The sequence below is a fragment of the Burkholderia sp. TSV86 genome (assembly GCF_001522865.1).
In the GTDB taxonomy this organism is placed as follows: domain Bacteria; phylum Pseudomonadota; class Gammaproteobacteria; order Burkholderiales; family Burkholderiaceae; genus Burkholderia.
This window is the reverse complement of sequence record NZ_LOWB01000132.1, coordinates 53,536-72,109: the sequence shown is the minus strand read 5'-3', so window position 1 is coordinate 72,109 and position 18,574 is coordinate 53,536. Positions and strand designations below refer to the sequence as shown.

Sequence of the window (18,574 nt, the reverse complement as noted above, 5' to 3'; positions counted from 1 at the left end):
TTGGATTCGAGCGAATTGACCTTGTTTATGCATTCGTCAAGTTTTGTTTACATGTAAACCAATGCGTGTGTTACCAGTGACACGAAGTCGATCATATGCTCTATTCGTGAACTTTGCTGCAACAAAATCAGAAAAATTTTTTTTGATTTCGGCGAATAAACCTAGTGAGCCGAGCGTTAACCAAGCATTGGAATTTTATCGCGAGACCTCTGTGTTTTTTGCAAACAGAATGCTTCATTTACCACTGCCTTATATATCAATCCGGTTCGCTGGTTAATTGCTTGATTTGTATTCAGGGTCACAGCAAATATTGATATTGCTTGTCCGTGTTTGTATAAATGACCGATGGAGTAAAGCGTGCCGTCTAATTTTGCCGAACACATTAGTAATCAAGTGATTAGGTGTGGAAGCGGAAAGCACTATGTCTTCATGCATGGCAAGCCCGGCGATCCCGTTGGAGAGGAAAGGCTCGGTTATCACGAGTTGGATCGCCGCGCTCGGTCGATCGCGGCATGGCTGTCGGCGTGCGGTGCAAATTCGCGCCCCGTATTGTTGGCTTATCCGGAAGGGCTGGCGTTCCTGCAAGCGTTCGTCGCGTGTCTTTACGCCGGCGTGATCGCCGTGCCGGTTCCGTTTCCGGGCGATGCGCGCAGCGTCGAACGAACGAAACGCATCATGCGTGATGCCGGCATTCGGCTTGTGCTGAGCGCATCGGCTGAGCAGGCGAATAGGCTGGCGCGCTGCCTCGACGATCCGAATATCGAGGTTTCGTTTCACTGCGCAGCGACCGACACCGTCGAGGACGCCGGTGCAAGTGCGTGGCAAATGCCGGATATCGGCCTGTCGTCGATCGCGTTTTTGCAGTACACGTCCGGCTCGACTGGAGAACCGAAGGGCGTCGCCGTCACGCATCGCAACTTGCTGCATAACGAAGCACAGATTCAGCGCGCCGTCGCGAGTAGTACCGACAGCGTCGTGACCGGATGGCTGCCCCATTTTCATGACATGGGGCTGATCGGCATGCTGCTGCATCCCTTGTATGTGGGTTGCGATTGCGCGTTCATGGCGCCGTCCACGTTTCTCAGGCGGCCTGTTCGATGGCTGGAGGCCGTGACGCATTACGCCGCCACGATCACGGTTGCGCCCAACTTTGCATACGACCTATGCACGCGAGCCATCCGGGACGAGCAACTCGCCGGACTCGATCTGTCGACGCTGAAAGTGGCGCTGAATGGTGCCGAGCCTGTTCGTGCGCGAACGATCGAAGCATTCTCCGCGCGCTTCGCAGCGGTCGGCTTTGCATCGAGCGCGTTTGCGCCTTGCTACGGGATGGCTGAAATCACGTTGCTTGCCACCGTCAATCATGTCGCGACACCGCCAGTGCTGCTCGATATCGACGCCGGCTCGCTCGAACGTAACGAGGCCACACCCGCAAGGGCCGACGATCCGGCGCGGCGCGTGGTCAGCAGCGGCCGCGTCGTCGATCTCGATCTGCGTATCGTCGATCCGCAAACGCGTGAAGTGCTGATGGGCGGCCGAATCGGTGAAATTTGGTTGCGCGGCGACAGCGTTGCGCACGGCTACTGGGGACACACTGATATCAACGACGCGACGTTCCGGGCCGAGACTGCTACTGGAGAAGGGCCGTACCTGCGCACCGGCGATCTTGGCTTCGTGCTCGATGGCGAACTTTTCGTAACCGGCCGCCTCAAGGATCTGTTGATCGTCAACGGCCGAAATCTGTATCCGCAGGATATCGAACATTTCATCCGCGAGCTGCATCCCGCGTTGGGGGCGGGGATGGGCGCCGTGTTTGCTGTCGAGGCGGACGGCGAGCGCGTTGTCATTGTGCACGAGATCAAAGAGACACTTGTAGCGGAGGGCTTATCGACGGCGGATCTGTCTGTTCATATCAAGGCGGCTGTTGCCCGCGAGTTCGACATTGCGGCTCCGAGCGTCGTGCTCGTGCCGCGTGGTGCTGTGACGCGGACGACGAGCGGCAAGGTGCAGCGGGGCTTGATGCGTGAGCGTTTTCTGACGAGACGGCTGCCTGCGTTGCAGGAGGATATTCAGGTGCAGGTTCGGCAACGGCTTTCGAGCGAAGGCGGCGAGGTCGCACATGCATCGCCTCAATCCACGGCGCTCGCATGAATTATGCTCCGTTCGCGCTGGCAAGCGCATTCGATCAATATCTCGGCGATCCGTTCAATCCGCAGAACGCTTTTTCCTACGCGCGGTGCGCAACATTGGACGCACAGGAACGCTTTCCCGACGCCATCTGCGCAAGCCTGGACCAATGGGGGCTGCCCCGCTATTACGTGCCTGAGGCGTTTGGCGGCATGCTGCGCGATTTCGAGCAGCCGCTGCAGTTGATCCGGATGTTGGCACGCCGCGATCTGACCGTCGCAATCGGCCACGGCAAAACGTTTCTCGGTGCGGTATGCGTCTGGGTGGGGGCGACGGCTGAGCAGGCATTGCAAGTCGCCGAACGCGTGTGCGGCGGCGCAATCGTGTCATGGGGGTTGACCGAGCGCGACCATGGCAGCGATCTGCTGCATAACGACACATGTGCCGAAGCCCATGCCGAAGCCGGCAGTGGCTATCGGATCTCGGGTGAGAAATGGCTCATCAACAACGCCACGCGAGGCGAGTTGATCAGTGTGCTCGCGCGCACGTTGCCGGAGGGCGGCCCACGCGGTTTCGACATGCTGCTGATCGACAAGGCTGAACTGGAAGATGGCAGCTTGCGCTATTTACCTAAAGAACACACGCACGGAATCCGCGGCGCGGACATTAGCGGCATCGCATTCGATCATGCGCGGGTTTCGAACGACGCGCGAATCGGATCGCGCGGCGCCGGCCTCGAAATCGTGCTAAAGGGTTTGCAGCTCACGCGAACGTTGTGCGCGTCGCTCTCGCTCGGCGCCGCCGATCATGCACTGCGGCTCGCAGTGCGCTTTGCGCGTGAGCGCAGCCTGTACGGCCGCACACTCGCCGAATTGCCGCTTGCGCGACGCACGCTGATCGACGCTTATGCCGATCAATTGCTCGCCGAAGCAGTCGCGCTCGTCGGCACGCGCAGCATTCAGGCGTTACCTGGCGATATGAGCGTGACTTCGGCCGTTGTCAAATACCTAGTGCCGACGCGCACCGAAGCGATGCTCGATACGCTCGCTGACTTGATGGGCGCGCGTGCATTTCTCGTGGGCGTCTATGCCGACGGGATGTTTCAAAAGGTTTATCGCGATAATCGAATCGTTTCGTTGTTCGACGGAAACACGCTCGTCAATCTCAATGCGATCGTCAACGAATTCCAGACAATCGCGAAACGGTATCGGCGGGGCGCAGAGGCGGCACGCACGGCCATCGTGTTCGATTTGACTGCGGCGCTGCCTGACTTTGATCGCAATGCGCTGAGTCTGATTGCGCGTGATGGATGCGGCGTCGTCAACGCTTTGCCCGCATTGCTCGAAAGCATGGATGAGCGCGCCAAGCGCGAGCCGGAACTGAATTCTCTGACTGCCTTGACTCGATGGCTCGTGGCAGCCGCAGATGACGTGCATCAGCAGATGCTCGACAGCGCGCCGATGCGCGTGCGTGTGCCGGTCGGGAGAATCGTCGCATCACGCGGTTCGGGAGCCGAGATCTCGTTGCGTTCGTTCCAGGTCACGCGAATTGTGTTGCCGGGCATGGCGATCGGCATGCTGGATACGGCGCTGCGGGCAGTGGTCGGCTTTGCACGCGAGCGCAGGCTGTATGGTGCGCGGGTCATCGAGCTGCCCTATGTGCGCAGCGCGCTGAGCGACGTCATGGTGGATCTCCTGAGCGCCGATTGTTTGGTGCGAGCTGCCGCTCGCAGTTTGCATCTCGCCCCCGCGCATGCATCTGTTTATGCCGCCACCGTCAAATATCTCGTGCCGCTGTTGTTGCGCGAAAGCATGAACACGCTGTCAATCATACTCGGCGCGCGCGCGTATTTGCGTGACGGGCCGTATGCCATTTTCGGCAAGATGATGCGCGATTTGCCGATCGTGAGCGTCGCGCATGCTGGCGGCACGGCGTGCTTGCTCACGCTGCTTTCACAATTGCCGGCGCTTGGACGTCGTGCCGCGCGTCGCGCGGGAGCAGCGCTTGAATTGTTCGACGAGCATGTGCCGTTGCCGCTGTTCGATTTCGATGCGCTGACTATCGCGGCTCATGGTGAGGACCGGTTGCTCGATACGCTTGCCAATGCATGCGATACATTTTCGTCAACCGGTGAATGGAATACGTCTATCGAACGCCTTGTTCGCGATCTCGCGACGGCTCGCGACGAGCTTCGTATTGCGTCGGCGTCATTGGCACCCAGTGAAACAGGCCCGGGTGCTCACCCCGATAGCTTCGCGCTCGCGCAGCGCTATGCGTGGCTCGCGGCCGCGGCTGCTTGCGTTGGTGTGTGGCAGGCGCAGAGGGCGAGGGCAGAGCAATCGTTTGTCGGTGGATCTGCTTGGATTGTCGCGGCGTTGTCTCGTCTGCAGACGCGGCTTGGCCGGCCGAAGTCGCTTTTGTCACCGGATATTTACGACGCGGTCATGTCGGAAATCGTCGCGCGCGTCGATGCAAATCGTTCGTTATGCCTACATCATGCCGTACTTAACGGAGGTGCCGATGTCCCTGAAAACGATTGAACCTCAAATGCCCGATCTCGCGAATATCGACAGCTCGTCGATCCAGCAATGGCTGACGGAGCGGATTGCGCGTTATCTGCAAATTTCTCCGGAGGACATCGGAGCTAGCACTCCGCTGGACACAATCGGACTGGACTCGGTCTATGCGCTCGCGCTATGCGGTGAGATCGAGGAAACGCTGCATTGTGTCGTGGAGCCCACGATCGCGTGGGATTTTCCGACAGTTGCCGAAATCGCGCAGGAACTCTGCAACCGGCTGATGGCGGACGGCGCAGACGTCATGGCGAGCGAGAAATGACGAGTCCGGCGAAACGCAGGATGGGTAAAGGTCCTGCCTGTCTTGGCGAGCTTTGCGGCCGAACGCTATCGGTCTAGACGATTATCGGATGCCGGATGCGAATGGAATCCGGGTGGGCCTAGTCGGAAATCCAAAATCAGTTGGTTCAATTTTGACTGCGGAATCTCGCCTATTTAGTTAGAAATGCATAGTAATTGGAGTGGGCGATTCAGTGCGTGAGTCGTTTTTCTCCAATTCCAAGTTCGGGATGAAAGCATGCAAAGGATCGAAGAGGGAAGTTTTCCAGCCGACCCGCGTATGGATTCGGAGATTGGCAATGCTTTGCGCACGATGGGTTGGGCGACGTTTGACCGGGCAGATCTGATGCTCGGCGAGGTTGAGCAGCGGGAACTGGATCAGTTGGCGCGTTATGCGCAGACCTTGCCGCTCGACGGCTTCGGTGGCGACGGCCGGCATCGCTGTTATGCCGAAGCTGTATTGACGCCGTCGACTCGAACCTTGTGCTGGAAGCCCGGAATCGTTGGCGAGGGCGGCAAGGTCGAAATCGAATATCAGCAGGCGACCGAATTTCAACCGGAATATGGCGGCGTGCGCCGCCGATTCCTGCGCGCGAATGATCACGTGTTGCAGTTGTCGTTGATTCACAGGCTGATCTGGTTCGACTTCGATCTAACGGGCTGGACGGGCCGCGATGAGCCGCTGCAATGTGGCTTTCATCTGGTTCGGCTCAATGCGGTTCCTGGCAAGCCGTCGCGCAGCACGCCAGACTGCCTGCACCGCGATGGCCAGCCGTATACCGCCGTTCATCTGGTCAATCGCAGCGGCGTGTCGGGCGGGCTCAACTATATCGCCGCGCCTCGGTATGCCGGCGAGCGCATTACCGAGGTGCCCGCCGATGCGCTCACCACTTTCATGCTGACCGAGCCGCTAGACAGCTACATCATCGATGACGCCGCCGTGTGCCATCACGTCAGCGCGGTCGCCTGCGCGCCCGGTGCAAGGTCAGGTGCGCGCACGGTCATGCTGATCGATTTTTCGCCGATTCCTCTTGCGTCGTGAGCAGTTCCAAGCGTCATTCTCATTGCTGATCGAATCGGGAAATCACATCATGAATCACCGCTTACCCCATTTTCAGGCCGGCGATGCGCCGACGCCGCTGTTCGACGCGAACGCCGACGGCTCCTTTAAGTCGCCAGTGTTGCCCGCGACCGCCGCTCAACGCAGGCTCTGGTTCGTCGAAAACGGCGATGTGCGTGCCGCGACCTATAACGTGCCCGCGGCATTCAAGCTGACCGGCCGCCTCGACGACGCAGTGCTCGAACAGGCACTGGAATTCATGCAGCAACGGCATCCGGCCTTGCGTTCGCGATTCCATACGCACGACGGCGAATTGCGGATCACGCTTGCGTCGACGCTTGCCGCGTTCGCTCGGCAGGATATCAGCGCACTCGATCCCGATGCTCGGCAAGCGGCGGCCGATCGGTTGTGCGCGAACGAGGTAAGCCACGTCTTCGATTTGGCGCATGAGGCCCCGCTTCGCAGCCTTCTGATCAAGCTCGGCGAAAACGAGCACGTTTTGTTCGTCAACGTGCATCACATCGTGTTCGACGATTGGTCGATCAGGATTTTCTTCCGCGAACTCGGCGCCGTGTACAACGCGCTGTTGTCGGGCGACGATCCTGAATTGCCGACTGTCGATTATGCGGCGGCCGTGGCGGCAACAGTGTCCGACGATGCCCGGTGCGCGCGCGCGGCAATACTGGAAAGCGGCGATGTCGGATGCGCCGACGCTCCACAAGCTGCTGACCGATCGGCCGCGTCCGTCCGAGCAGCGCATGCGCGGGGCGGTATCCAAGCACGTGTTCAGCCCCGTGCTTGCCGACGGCATGCGCAAGCTTTGCCGCAGCGCCGGCGTGACGCCATACATGCTCGGCGTGGCGGCTTTTTCCGCGTTGCTGCATCGCTATTGCGGCGAAGATCAAATCGTGATCGGCAGCCCGTTCGCCAATCGCTCGACCGAAGCGCAGCAAAATCTGATCGGCTTCTTCATCAACCTGCTTCCGCTGCGCGTGCGATTCGACGATCGCGTCAACTTTATCGACTTGCTGGCTCAGGTGCGGGAGTCGTTGCTGGATGCATTCGAGAACGCGGCGTTGCCGTTCGATCAGATCGTCGAAGTGGTGCGGCCGGTGCGCTCGGCAAGTCACGCTCCCGTGTTTCAGATCATGTTCGACTACCTGAAGGGCAGTGGCGGGACGCTCGCGCTTGATGATGTCGAGGTGCAAGGCACGCTCGTTCATACCGGAACGTCGAAATACGATCTCACGGTATCGATGGAGGAAATGCCCGGCGAACTGGCGGCGATCGTCGAATATGACACCGATCTTTTCGATGCGTCCACCATCACGCGCATGATGACGCATTTCGAAAAGCTGCTCGAGAGCCTGCTTGCTTCACCGAGCGCCGCGATCGCCGAGGGTGCGTTGCTTCCGGCGGCGGAATTGGCGCGAGTGCGCCGGTTTACCCGGCCGGACGAGCCGTTCGAGCGCATTCCGTTCTTGCCCATTCCTCAACGATTTCGCGACGCGGTCGAGCGCACGCCACACGCACAAGCCGTGGTGCATGACGAAGTCCGTCTGACCTACGATATGCTCGACCGCCGCTCCGATGCACTTGCGAATGCGCTGCGCTTGTGTGGTGTGACGAAAGGCAGCCGTGTCGCGTCGCTGCTGACCTATTCCGACAAGCTCATCGTTTCGTACTTAGGCATCTTGAAGGCCGGCGCGGTATATCTGCCGCTCGATCCCGCCGATCCGCGGCGCTTGGAAAAAATCGAGGATGCCGCACCCGTCGCGCTCGTCTCGACGAAACGGGATCATGCGAGCCTCGGCGCGCAGGCCGCCGCCATTACCGTGCTGCTCGACGACGTGCTCGAAGGCGCGACGTCCGCCGATGCTCCGCGCATGGATATTCCCGCGCTTACCGAGAACGATCCCGCCTATGTGATCTATACGTCGGGATCGACCGGCAAACCCAAGGGCGTGGAGGTTTCGCACGGCAGCCTGAATGCGTCGTATCACGGCTGGCATCGCGCGTATCGCTTCGGCAAGCCAGGGCATCCTGTCACGCTGCAGCTCGCCGGCATGACGTTCGATTTGTTCATCGGCGATGTGAGCCGGACACTTGCATGCGGCGGCAAGCTCGTCATGCCGCCGCGCGAATGGCTGCTCGACGCTGCGCGGCTGCACGCGCTGATGCTTGCCGAACGCGTGTCGTTCGGCGATTTTCCTCCGGTGATATTGCGCGAGCTGATTCGTCATTGCCAGGAAAACGGTGTGCGTCTCGACATGCTCGATACGCTCGTCTGCGGCGCCGACGTCTGGTTCGGCCACGAACTGCACGCGGCCCGCGCATTGTGCGGCCCGCATGCGCGAGTGCTCGGCTCGTATGGCGTGACCGAGGCGGCCATCGACAGTTCGTACTTCGATCCTGATTTACACGAGTTGGCGCCAGGCAGCGTCGTGCCGCTGGGGCGGCCGCTGCCTAGCTGCGATCTGCTGATCGTCGATCCGCTGCTGCAATTGACGCCGATCGGCGTGCCGGGTGAGCTGCTGGTGGCGGGCCCGGCGGTAGCGACGGGCTATCTCGGCAACGAAGCGCTGACGGCGCAAAAATTCTTGCGCGGCCGTATCGGTGAGGACGGACGCGTGATCGTCGGCGAAGGCGATACGCGGTTCTAGCGCACCGGCGATATATGCCGGTTTCTCGACGACGGCACGATCGATTTTCTCGGCCGTCGAGACAACCAGATCAAAATACGCGGTTTTCGCGTGGAGCTGGGCGAGATCGAAGGCGTGCTTGCCGCGCATCCGCAGGTGCGCCAGTGTGCGGTCGTCGTGCGCGACGAAGCGTCGGGCGATCCGAGGCTGGCGGCATTCGTGGTGAGCAGCCTTAGCGTCGACGAGTTGCGCGGATATTTGCGGGGCCATCTGCCTGCGCACATGTTGCCCGCCGTGATCGAGCCGCTCGATGTCATGCCGCTCACGCCGAGCGGCAAGATCGACCGCAACCGGCTCAAGACGTGGGCGCTGAGCGCGCCGGACGCGCCCGAGCAGCAAGCGGCGACCGACGTCGAGCGCCGCTTGCTGGCGCTGTGGCAGGAACTGCTGGCAGTACGCGTGCGTGGCGTACACGAGAACTTCTTTCTTTGCGGCGGACATTCGCTGGCGGCGGCGCGTTTGGCGTCGAGGATCAACCAAGCGTTTGGTCTCGATCTGAGCATTTCAAGCATTTTCAATCATCCCACGGTAGCCGAGCAGGCGCGGCTAGTCGAGCAGCGAGCGTCTTCGATTACGCCGGGCGACGCGCGGCATGTGCCGTTGGCGATGCCGTCGGAGGAAGTCACGGAAGATGTCCGCCTGCTGTCGTATTCGCAGCAGAGCCTGTGGCTGGCGGCGAAAAGACAGCCCGACGATTTCAGCTACAACATTCCAATGGTGTGGCGCTTCGACGGGCCATTGGATTCACCCGCATTGGAACAGGCCGTCAATGATGTCGCCGCTCGGCACGATGCGTTGCGCACGGTGTTCTCGACGCATGTTGAAAGCCTGGTCGGCTCCGACGGAAAATCGCTGCAGGAGCCGACTCAAACGCTATGCGAGACATTGCCGATTCGATTGCGGCGAATCGCCGTCGCGGCACCCGAGGCGGCGAATTTGCCGGGCTTGCTGCAAGACGAGCATGCTCGCGCATTCGATCTGCATGCAGGACCGCTGGTGCGCGCGGCGCTGTTCGAGACCGGACCTAACCAGCATGTGTTCAGTGTAACGATTCACCATATCGTTATCGACGGCCCGTCGTTCGGTTTATTCTGGCGTGATCTGCAAACCGCTTACAACGCGAGAGCCGCCGGTCACGCGCCCGCGTGGGGGCGGCCCGTGCGGCGCTATGCGGAGTTTGTGAATTTGCAGCGGCGACAGCTGCACGGCGAAGCGGCGCAGCGGCAATTGCGTTATTGGCGTGAGCGGCTGCGCGATTTGCCCGCCGCCATTACGCTTGCGCATTCCGTCGATGTGCAGGCGGCGCACGCTGGCAGCCCGCAGTCGCTCACATTCGAAGTGCCCGCGGCTCTCGCGGCCGGCATCGCGGCGCTTGCCCAGCGCACGAGCTGCTCGCCGTTCATCGTGTACTTCGCACTTTTCGCGGCGGCATTGCGTGAGCAGACGGGCGATGCCGATTTTGCGATCGGCACGCCGGTGTCGTTGCGTCCGCAACACGGCTTCGACGACGTGCTTGGTTTTTTCGCGAATACCATGCCGCTGCGCATGCGTTTCGACGGGCTTACCACGTTCGATCAGGTGCTGCGGTATGTGCGCGAACACTGTCTGGATCTCTACGAAAATAGCGGCATTCCGTTCGAGTGGCTGGTGCAGGAGCTGAACCCGCCGCGCGCGCCGGGGCGCAACGCGGTGTTTCAGACCCTCTTCTCCTGCGAATTCGACGATGCCGGTCTGCAACTGGCGAATATCGATGCGAGCCCGCTGCCGATCGACATTTATTCGGCGAAGCTGGATCTGGAAATGGCGGTTCATGCAAATGGCGGCCGCGTGCTGTGTCATTTAATGGCGCGCCCCGGATCGTTCGACGCGGATGCATTGAATTCGATGCAGCGCCATTTTTTGAATGCGGCGCGCGCGGCGTTGCGGCCGAACGCCTTTTCTTCGCCGCTCGATGCGCCGCCGCTGCCAGCCGGCAACGCGGCGATTCCATCGGGGCCGGCGCACGATCTCTACACGCTCTTCGCACGCAGCGTCGGGCCATTCGCGGACCACGTCGCGCTCGACGCTCCGGCGCTGAGCGTGAGCTATCGGCAATTGGCGGCGCGGGTGGCGGCCGCCGCCGAGGCGCTGACGGCGCAGGGCGTGCGCCGCGGCGATCGCGTCGGCATTTTCGCCGGTCATCATCCGCACAACGTGACGGCGATGCTGGCGATCGCGTGCGTGGGCGCGGCATTCGTGCCGATGGACCCCGAGCACAAGCCGCAGTGGAATCGCCACATCGCGAACGATGCCGCGCTCGCGGCACTCGTGAGCCATGCCGGCACGGCCGACGCGGCGCGCGAATTCGGTCTGCCGGTGGTCGATCTCAATGCGTTGTCCGATCCCGGCCAGAGCGCGCAATGGGCGCCGCCGTCTCGTGATGCGGATCCGGACGATTGCGCATACGTCATCTACACGTCCGGCTCGACCGGCTTACCGAAAGGCGTGGCGGTTTCGCACCGAAGTGTGTGCCGCAACGTGCTGGCGATGACGGAAATCATGGGCGTCACGCCGCGCTCGCGAATCGCGCAGTATGTGTCGCCTGTCTTCGATGTGGTGCTGGGCGAGATCTTTCCGGCGCTCGCCGCCGGAGCCGCGATCGTATTCGGCGAGCGCCGCAGGCTTCTGCCCGGACCGGCGTTGATCGATTGGCTGGCGCAGCAGCGCATTTCGCATTGGTGGATCGTGCCGTCTGCATTGGCGATGGTGCCCGAGGCCGAGCTGCCGGCGCTCGGCATGATCATCGTGGCGGGGGAAGCGTGCCCGCCGGAAGTCGCGCAACGCTGGGCGAGGGGCCGCCGCCTGCTCAATGGCTACGGGCCGACGGAGGCCGCGATCGTCGTGTCGTTGACCGACTATCATGCCGAGCAGGAACGGCTGATCTTGCGCCCGATGGGTGTCGCGCAACTCCATGTGCTCGACGATGAGTTGCAGCCGGTCGACGTCGGCGTGGCGGGCGAGCTTTTCATCGGCGGAGAATGCGTCGCGCAGGGCTACCTGGGGCAGACGGCGCGCACCGCGGGTTCGTTTGTCGCGAATCCGTTCGATGCCGGACCGGGCGGACGCATGTATCGCACGGGCGACGTGGTGCGCCGGCTCGACGGCGGCGCGATCCAGTTCATCGGCCGGGTGGACCGTCAGGTGAAGATCCGCGGCTTTCGCATCGAGCTTGACGCGGTGCGCGCGGCGCTGATGGAAGTGCCCGGTGTGCAGGCGGCCGAGGCGCTCGCGCAGCCGGACGGGCAAGGGCAGCTGTTGCTGGTCGGATACGTGGTCGCGCGCTGCACGAAGACGGCGCTGCTCGATGCGCTCCGGCGCAAGGTGCCTGACGCGATGGTGCCGTCGAACCTGGTGTTCTTGGATGCGTTGCCGACCGGCAGCACCGGCAAGACCGATTTGAAAGCGCTGAAAGCGCTGGCGGCCAATGGCGTGCCGCTTGCGGTTGCGACGGTGCCCAGCGCACCGCCCGACGTTGCGCCCGTGCGGACGCTGCAACGCGTGCGCGAGATCTGGCGGACCTTGCTCGAACGCGACGATATTGGCGATGACGAAAATTTCTTCGATGCGGGCGGACATTCGCTGCGCGCGGTCGCTTTGCATCAACGCGTCACGGAAGCGTTCGGCGACGGCTTGGCGTTGACCGACGTTTTCGAGTATCCGACGATCGCCGCGCTCGCGTCGCGTCTCGATGCATTGAGCAGACAGCGCAGCGATGCCGAGCCGGACCACGCGCATGCGGGCATCGAGCCCGCCGACGATGCCGAGGCGATCGCGATCATCGGCATCGCCGGCCGCTTTCCCGAAGCGCCGGACCTCGCGAGCTTCTGGCAGCGCCTGCTCGCCGGCTATGAGGCAGGCCGCACATTGAGCGATGCCGAACTCGACGCGCATGGTGTGCCGCCCGAACTGTATCGCCATGCGCATTTCGTGCGCCGCTTCAAGGAACTCGAAGGCAAGGCCGATTTCGACGCCGGTTTCTTCGGCTATTCGCCGCGCGAGGCGCAGGTGATGGACCCGCAGCAGCGGATCTTTCTCGAACTCGCGTGGCAGGTATTGGAGGAGGCCGGCTACGGCGATTCCGGCCGGGTGCGTTCGGTGGGCGTGTTCGCGGGCGCGGCATTCAGTTACTACCTGGTGCAAAACGTGATGCCGAATGCCGAGCGGCTGCGGCTCGAACCGGGCCAATGGCTGATCGGCAACGACAAGGACTTCATTGCCACCCGCACCGCATACAAGCTCAATCTGCAAGGGCCCGCGCTCAGCGTCGGCACCGCGTGCTCGTCGGGGCTGATGGCGGTTCATCTCGCCTGCGCAAGCTTACGCAACGGCGAAGCCGAGATGGCGTTGGCCGGCGCGCTCGCGCTGGACCCGGACCAAGTCGGCTATCTCTATTCCGAAGGCGGCATCATGTCGCCAGACGGCCGCTGCCGTCCGTTCGACGCCGCCGCGGCAGGCACGGCGGCCGGCAGCGGTGGCGGCGTGGTGCTGTTGAAGAAGCTGAGCGCCGCATGGCGGGACGGCGACACGGTGTATGCGGTGATCAAGGGATCGGCGGCAAACAACGACGGCGGGGCGAAAGTGAGCTATACCGCGCCGAGCGTCGCCGGTCAGGCGGCGGTCATTCGCGAGGCGCTGCGGGCGGCCAAGGCCCCGGCCGAAAGCATCGGCTATGTGGAGGCGCACGGCACGGGCACGCCGCTTGGCGATCCGATCGAGGTGCGCGCGCTCGCTCAGGCGTTCGCCGACGAAACCGCCTCCGGCGCGTTGCCGCACGGGCAATGCGGAATCGGCTCGGTCAAAGGCAACATCGGGCATCTGGACGCCGCGGCGGGCATTGCCGGATTGATCAAGACGGTCCTCGCGCTGCACCACGAAGTCATTCCGCCCAGCATCAACTGCCACACGCCGAACGCGCAGATCGGTTTCGACAAGACGCCGTTCAGCGTCGTTCAGCATGCGCGCGCATGGCCGAGAGCCGGCGCGCCGCGGCGCGCCGGCGTCAGCTCGTTCGGCGTCGGCGGCACTAATGTTCATGTGGTGCTCGAAGAAGCGCCGCGCGCGCGTCGCGTGCCGGCGCATGAGCCGCCGCGCTGGCAATTGCTGCCGGTTTCGGCGCGCTCGCAAAACGCACTGCGCGAGCAATGGCGGCGGCTGCACCGCGCGCTGCCCGGTACGCGCATCCGGGATGCGGCCTATACGCTTCAGCTCGGCCGCACCGCCTTCGAACATCGCGGCTTCGCGGTGCTCGACGAAGCAGGCGACGTGAGCGAGCAGTTGAATCGTATCGACGCGCTGGCAGCGTTCGAGCGCCGGCATGCGCCGCCCGTCGTCTTCATGTTTCCCGGCCAGGGCAGTCAGTATCCGGGCATGGGGGCGGCGCTGTATCGAGAAGGCGGCGTGTTCCGGACCGAAGTGGACCGCTGTGCGTCGATGCTGCGCGAATCTATCGGGCAGGACATCCGGTCGCTGATGTTCGACGGCGATGCGTCGTTGCTGAAGGAAACGCGCTACACGCAACCGGCGCTTTTCACAATCGAATATGCACTCGCGCTGCAATTGCATGAATGGGCAATCGTGCCGCAGGCGATGATCGGCCACAGCGTCGGCGAGCTTGTCGCGGCGGCGGTGAGCGGCATGATCGCGTTGCCGGATGCGTTGATGCTGGTCGCGACGCGCGCCGCGGCGATGCAGCGCCAGCCGGCGGGCGCGATGCTGGCGGTGCTCGCGGGCCCCGACGAATTGGCGGAGCTGAATCGTTCCGGCTGTGAAATCGCGGCGATCAACGGACCGCGGCAATACGTGCTGGCGGGGGCCGTCGATCAGATCATTGCGCTCGAGGATGCGTGCATCGCGGCGGGAGTCGCGTGCCAGCGTCTGGCGACGTCGCATGCGTTTCATTCGTCGCTGATGGCCGGCGCCGAGTCCGAGGTCAATCGCGCGAGCGCGCGCATCGCTTGCAGCACCGGGCGCATTCCGGTGATCTCGAATCGCAGCGGCCGCTGGCTGAATCAGCAAGATCTGGCAGACCCCGGCTACTGGGGCGCGCATCTGCGCCAACCCGTGCAGTTTCATACGGGCGTCGGCACGCTGCTCGACGCGCTCGATCAGCCGATATTCGTCGAAGTGGGGCCGGGCCGCGCATTGGGCAACCTGATCGGTGGCTGGAGCAAGCTTGGCGCGCAGCGTATCGTCGCGACACTGCCGCACGCGCGCGACAAGCGTCCCGACCTGGCCGAGCTGCTGCAAGGCGTCGGCACGCTGTGGGCGCAAGGCGTGGAAGTTGATTGGCCGCGAATGCATGCGCCGGGGACGGCGCGGCGAATCGCGCTGCCCACCTATGCGTTCGAGCGCAAGCGTTTCTGGATCGATCGGCCGGCAAGCGCGGCGGCGAGCGCATCGTCGGCGGCGCAGGCAGGCAGCGCGTCGCACGATATCGGTGAGGTGCCGATGCAATGCGAAGAAGACGGCGGTGGCGGGCGCATCACGGTATCGTTCACGCTGCATGAGCGGCTCTGGTTCGTCGACGAGCACCGGATCTTCGACGGCGCGAGCGTGTTGCCCGGCACGGCGTGTATCGAACTCGTGCGGCGCGCGTTTGCTTTGAGGCGGCCGGATATCGCCATTGCGATGTGCGACGTCTATTTTCCGTCCGCACTGATCTTGGCGGACGGCGAGCGTCGCCGCATGCGCGTGAGATTCGAGCCGTGCGACGACGGAGCGGATTTCGTGCTCGAATCGCTCGATGAACAAGGCGACGGGATCGCGCACGCGAACGGCCGCATCGGCCGCGCTGTCCCCGCACCGGCCGCGCTGGAATCGCCGGCCGCGCTTTGCGAGCAGTGGCACTTGGCCGAAGTGGACGATGCCCGCGCGCGGTTCGCGCAGGCGTTCGCGGAGTACGGGCCGCGCTGGCGCAGTATCGACGCGGTTTGGCTGGGCGGCAACGCAGGGCTGGCGCGGCTGAGACTGCCGGCCGGGGGCCACGGCGATCTGCCGGCCTTCGCGCTGCATCCGGCGCTGCTCGATGTGGCGAGTGCGTTCCTGCCTGTCTGCTTGCGGCCGCATGACGAGTCGGTCCCGTTCCGTTATGAGTTGATCGAGATGCATCGGCCGTTGTGCGCCGAGTGCTACAGCCTGGCGGTGGAGACTGCGCCGAACGTGTTCGACGTCACGCTGTTCGCATGGGACGAGGCGGCGTCGCGCGCGGACGTACTCGTCACGATTCGCGGCTTCGGCCGCCGCGAGCCGGTGCGCCGTGCCCGCGACGTCATGCAATGGTGCCGCACGGTCAAATGGGTCGATGCGCCCGCGGGCCGTGCGCTGCCTGCGGCGCGTTGGCTCGTGTTCAGCGACGAATGGGCCGCGTTCGCACCCGCGAACAGCGTGCTGATCCGCCACGACGACGCGTTTCGCCCGCTCGGCGAAAACCGCTACGGCTTGCGCGCGGGTAACAAGGCTGATTGCGAGCGCCTGGTGGCGGAACTTGCCACGCATCCAGACACCCCGCTGCACGTGGTGTACGGCTGCTGCGCCGCGTCGGCGGCCGATGTCGATGGCGCGTTCATCGGTCTGATCACGTTGCTCCAGGCGCTGGGCGCTCGACAGCGGGATTGGCGCGTGTCGCTCGTCACGCAAGGCGTGCGCGCGGCGCGCACGCTCGACGCTTGCGCGGGCGCGGCCTTGGCCGGATTGCTCAACGCAGTGCACTGGGAATACCCGCATATCGTCTGCCGCCATATCGATCTCGACGACATGAACGATGCCACCCTCGCGGCGTTGAAAAGGGAGCTGTCGTCCGAGCCTGCGGTGCTGCCCGGCGCATCGCCCGATTTGCCGAGCAGCGTCACGCTGGTCGACGGACGGCGGGAAGCGGCCAGCCACGTGCCGCTGGCCACGGCTTCGCGAGAAGATGTGCTGCGCGATGGCGGCGTTTATCTGATCACCGGCGGCGCGACCGGTGTTGGCCTCGAATTGGCGATGCATATCGCGAGCCGGCGGCGCGATGTCGGGCTGGCGCTGCTCAGCCGTTCCCCGCACGACGAAAATGCCGCGCGGTTCGCGGCGTTGGAAGCGGCGGGCGCGCGCGTGCTGCGGCTTGCCGCCGACGTGGCCGACGCTGGGCAGCTTGCCGGCGCGGTGCGGGCGGCGCGTGCGCGATTCGGGCGCATCGACGGGGTGATCCATGCGGCCGGCGTCGAAGCGAGCGGGCTGATCGAGACCGGCACGCCCGATGCGTGGCGGCGCGTGCTGGCCGCGAAAGTGGATGGCGCGCGGCACCTGTTCGACCAGTTCGCGCACGAGCAGCCCGACTTCGTGCTGTTGTGCTCGTCGCTTGCCGCGGTGGTCGGCGGCCTGGGTCAGGCGGACTACGCCGCGGCGAACGGCTATATGGACGCGCTCGCGCGATATTGGCGGCAGCGCGGCATGCCGGCCATCGCGGTCAATTGGGACACCTGGGCACAGACCGGGATGGCCGTCGCGCACGCCGAGCGCAGCCGCCGTCCAAGCGGGCACGGGCCGGCGCTGCGGGGGCTGAGCAATCATGAGGGCTGTGCGATTTTCGAGCTGGCGCTTGCGCACGACATGCCGCAACTCATCGTCAGCAAGGCCGGCTTCGCGGAAGGGCCGGCGGCGCGCATGCCGCGAAGCGCCGGGCAGGCAGCCGCACCCGAGCCCGGCTCGCTCCGGCAGGCGCTCGTTGCGTTGTGGCAGGAGTTGCTGGGCGTCGATCACGTCGAAGTCGACGATGATTTCTTCGATCTGGGCGGTCACTCGCTACTCGCGACGCAACTGATTTCCCGCGTGCGCGACCAATACGCGCGTTGCCCGACGCTCGGCGAGTTTCTCGAGGAACCGACGATCGCGCGCATCCTGCGCTCGCTCGGCGACGATGCCGGCCAAACGGCGCGCGCCGACGAAACGGTGCGCTATTGCCTGGTGCCGATGCACAAGGCCGGCGCGCAGGCGCCGTTCTTCTGCATTCCGGGCATGGGCGGCAACATCACGCAGTTGCTGCCGCTCGCGAACGCGCTCGATGCGGACCGGCCGGTGATCGGCCTGCAATATCTCGGCCTCGACGGCGTGCACGAGCCGCATACGTCGGTCGAGCAGATCGCGTCGCACTATGTGAGCTGCATGCGCAGCGTGCAGCCCGAAGGGCCTTACTACCTCGGCGGGCATTCGCTCGGCGGCAAGATCGCATACGAGATCGCGCGTCAGTTGCATGCGGCGGGCGATGCGATCGGACTCGTCGCGATGTTTGATTCGGCCGCGCCGCCGTATTCGTTCGTGCCGCATCAGGACGACTTTGAGATCGCCAGCATGATTCTCGGCGTCTTTGCGTATTACTCGGGCAAGATGGAGATGATGACGGGCATCGACGAGGCCGCGCTGCGCGCCGCGTCGCGCGAACGGCTGCTGGCGTTCATGAGCGAACGGCTCGCGCGGTTCGGCGTGGTGCAGTCGCAAAGCGACACGAGCGCGATTCGCGGGCTGTTCAACGTGTATCGGGCCGCGGCGGATTTCTCCGCGCTTTACGATCCGCCGCACGAACCGTTGCCGATTCCGGTGATGTTGTTCAAGGCGACTCAGCCTTTGCCCGACGGCATCAATCTGCCCGAAATCCGCGAGACGCCGGCGTGGGGCTGGGAGAATTTCACGCGGCTGCCCGTGCGGACGTGCGAGGTTCGCGGCAATCACTATAGCTGCCTGATGAGCGAGCATGTCGGGCAGATCGCCGATGCGCTGCGGCACGCGTTGTCTGCGGCGCGGCGCACCGTGGAGGCATGACG

General features: G+C 63.7%; 4 protein-coding genes and 1 pseudogene. All 5 read left to right on the top strand.

All coding sequences use genetic code 11. The features are described from left to right. The first annotated feature begins 396 nt into the window (after positions 1-396). The 5 genes and pseudogenes from WS68_RS24580 (at position 397) to WS68_RS24560 (ending at position 18,572) form a co-directional block, all read left to right on the top strand. The gene (locus tag WS68_RS24580) at positions 397-2,151 is read left to right on the top strand and encodes a fatty acyl-AMP ligase (RefSeq protein ID WP_197419677.1); all 1,755 of its coding nucleotides are present in this window, start codon (positions 397-399) and stop codon (positions 2,149-2,151) included. After that, complete coding sequence (locus WS68_RS29440; protein WP_082710291.1) at positions 2,148-4,667, top strand: acyl-CoA dehydrogenase family protein; 2,520 nt, start codon at positions 2,148-2,150, stop codon at positions 4,665-4,667. The genes WS68_RS24580 and WS68_RS29440 overlap by 4 nt, the downstream gene beginning before the upstream one ends. A 7-nt stretch (positions 4,668-4,674) precedes the next feature. After that, positions 4,675-4,965 carry an acyl carrier protein gene (locus WS68_RS24570; RefSeq protein ID WP_059573321.1) on the top strand — a complete coding sequence of 97 codons (291 nt, stop codon included), beginning with the start codon at positions 4,675-4,677 and terminating at the stop codon, positions 4,963-4,965. A 255-nt stretch (positions 4,966-5,220) separates the two neighbouring features. Continuing rightward, the gene (locus tag WS68_RS24565) at positions 5,221-6,024 is read left to right on the top strand and encodes a 2OG-Fe dioxygenase family protein (RefSeq protein ID WP_059573320.1); all 804 of its coding nucleotides are present in this window, start codon (positions 5,221-5,223) and stop codon (positions 6,022-6,024) included. Positions 6,025-6,073: 49 nt separating this feature from the next. Beyond that, positions 6,074-18,572, top strand: a pseudogene (locus WS68_RS24560) (amino acid adenylation domain-containing protein). The last annotated feature ends 2 nt before the right edge of the window (positions 18,573-18,574 follow it).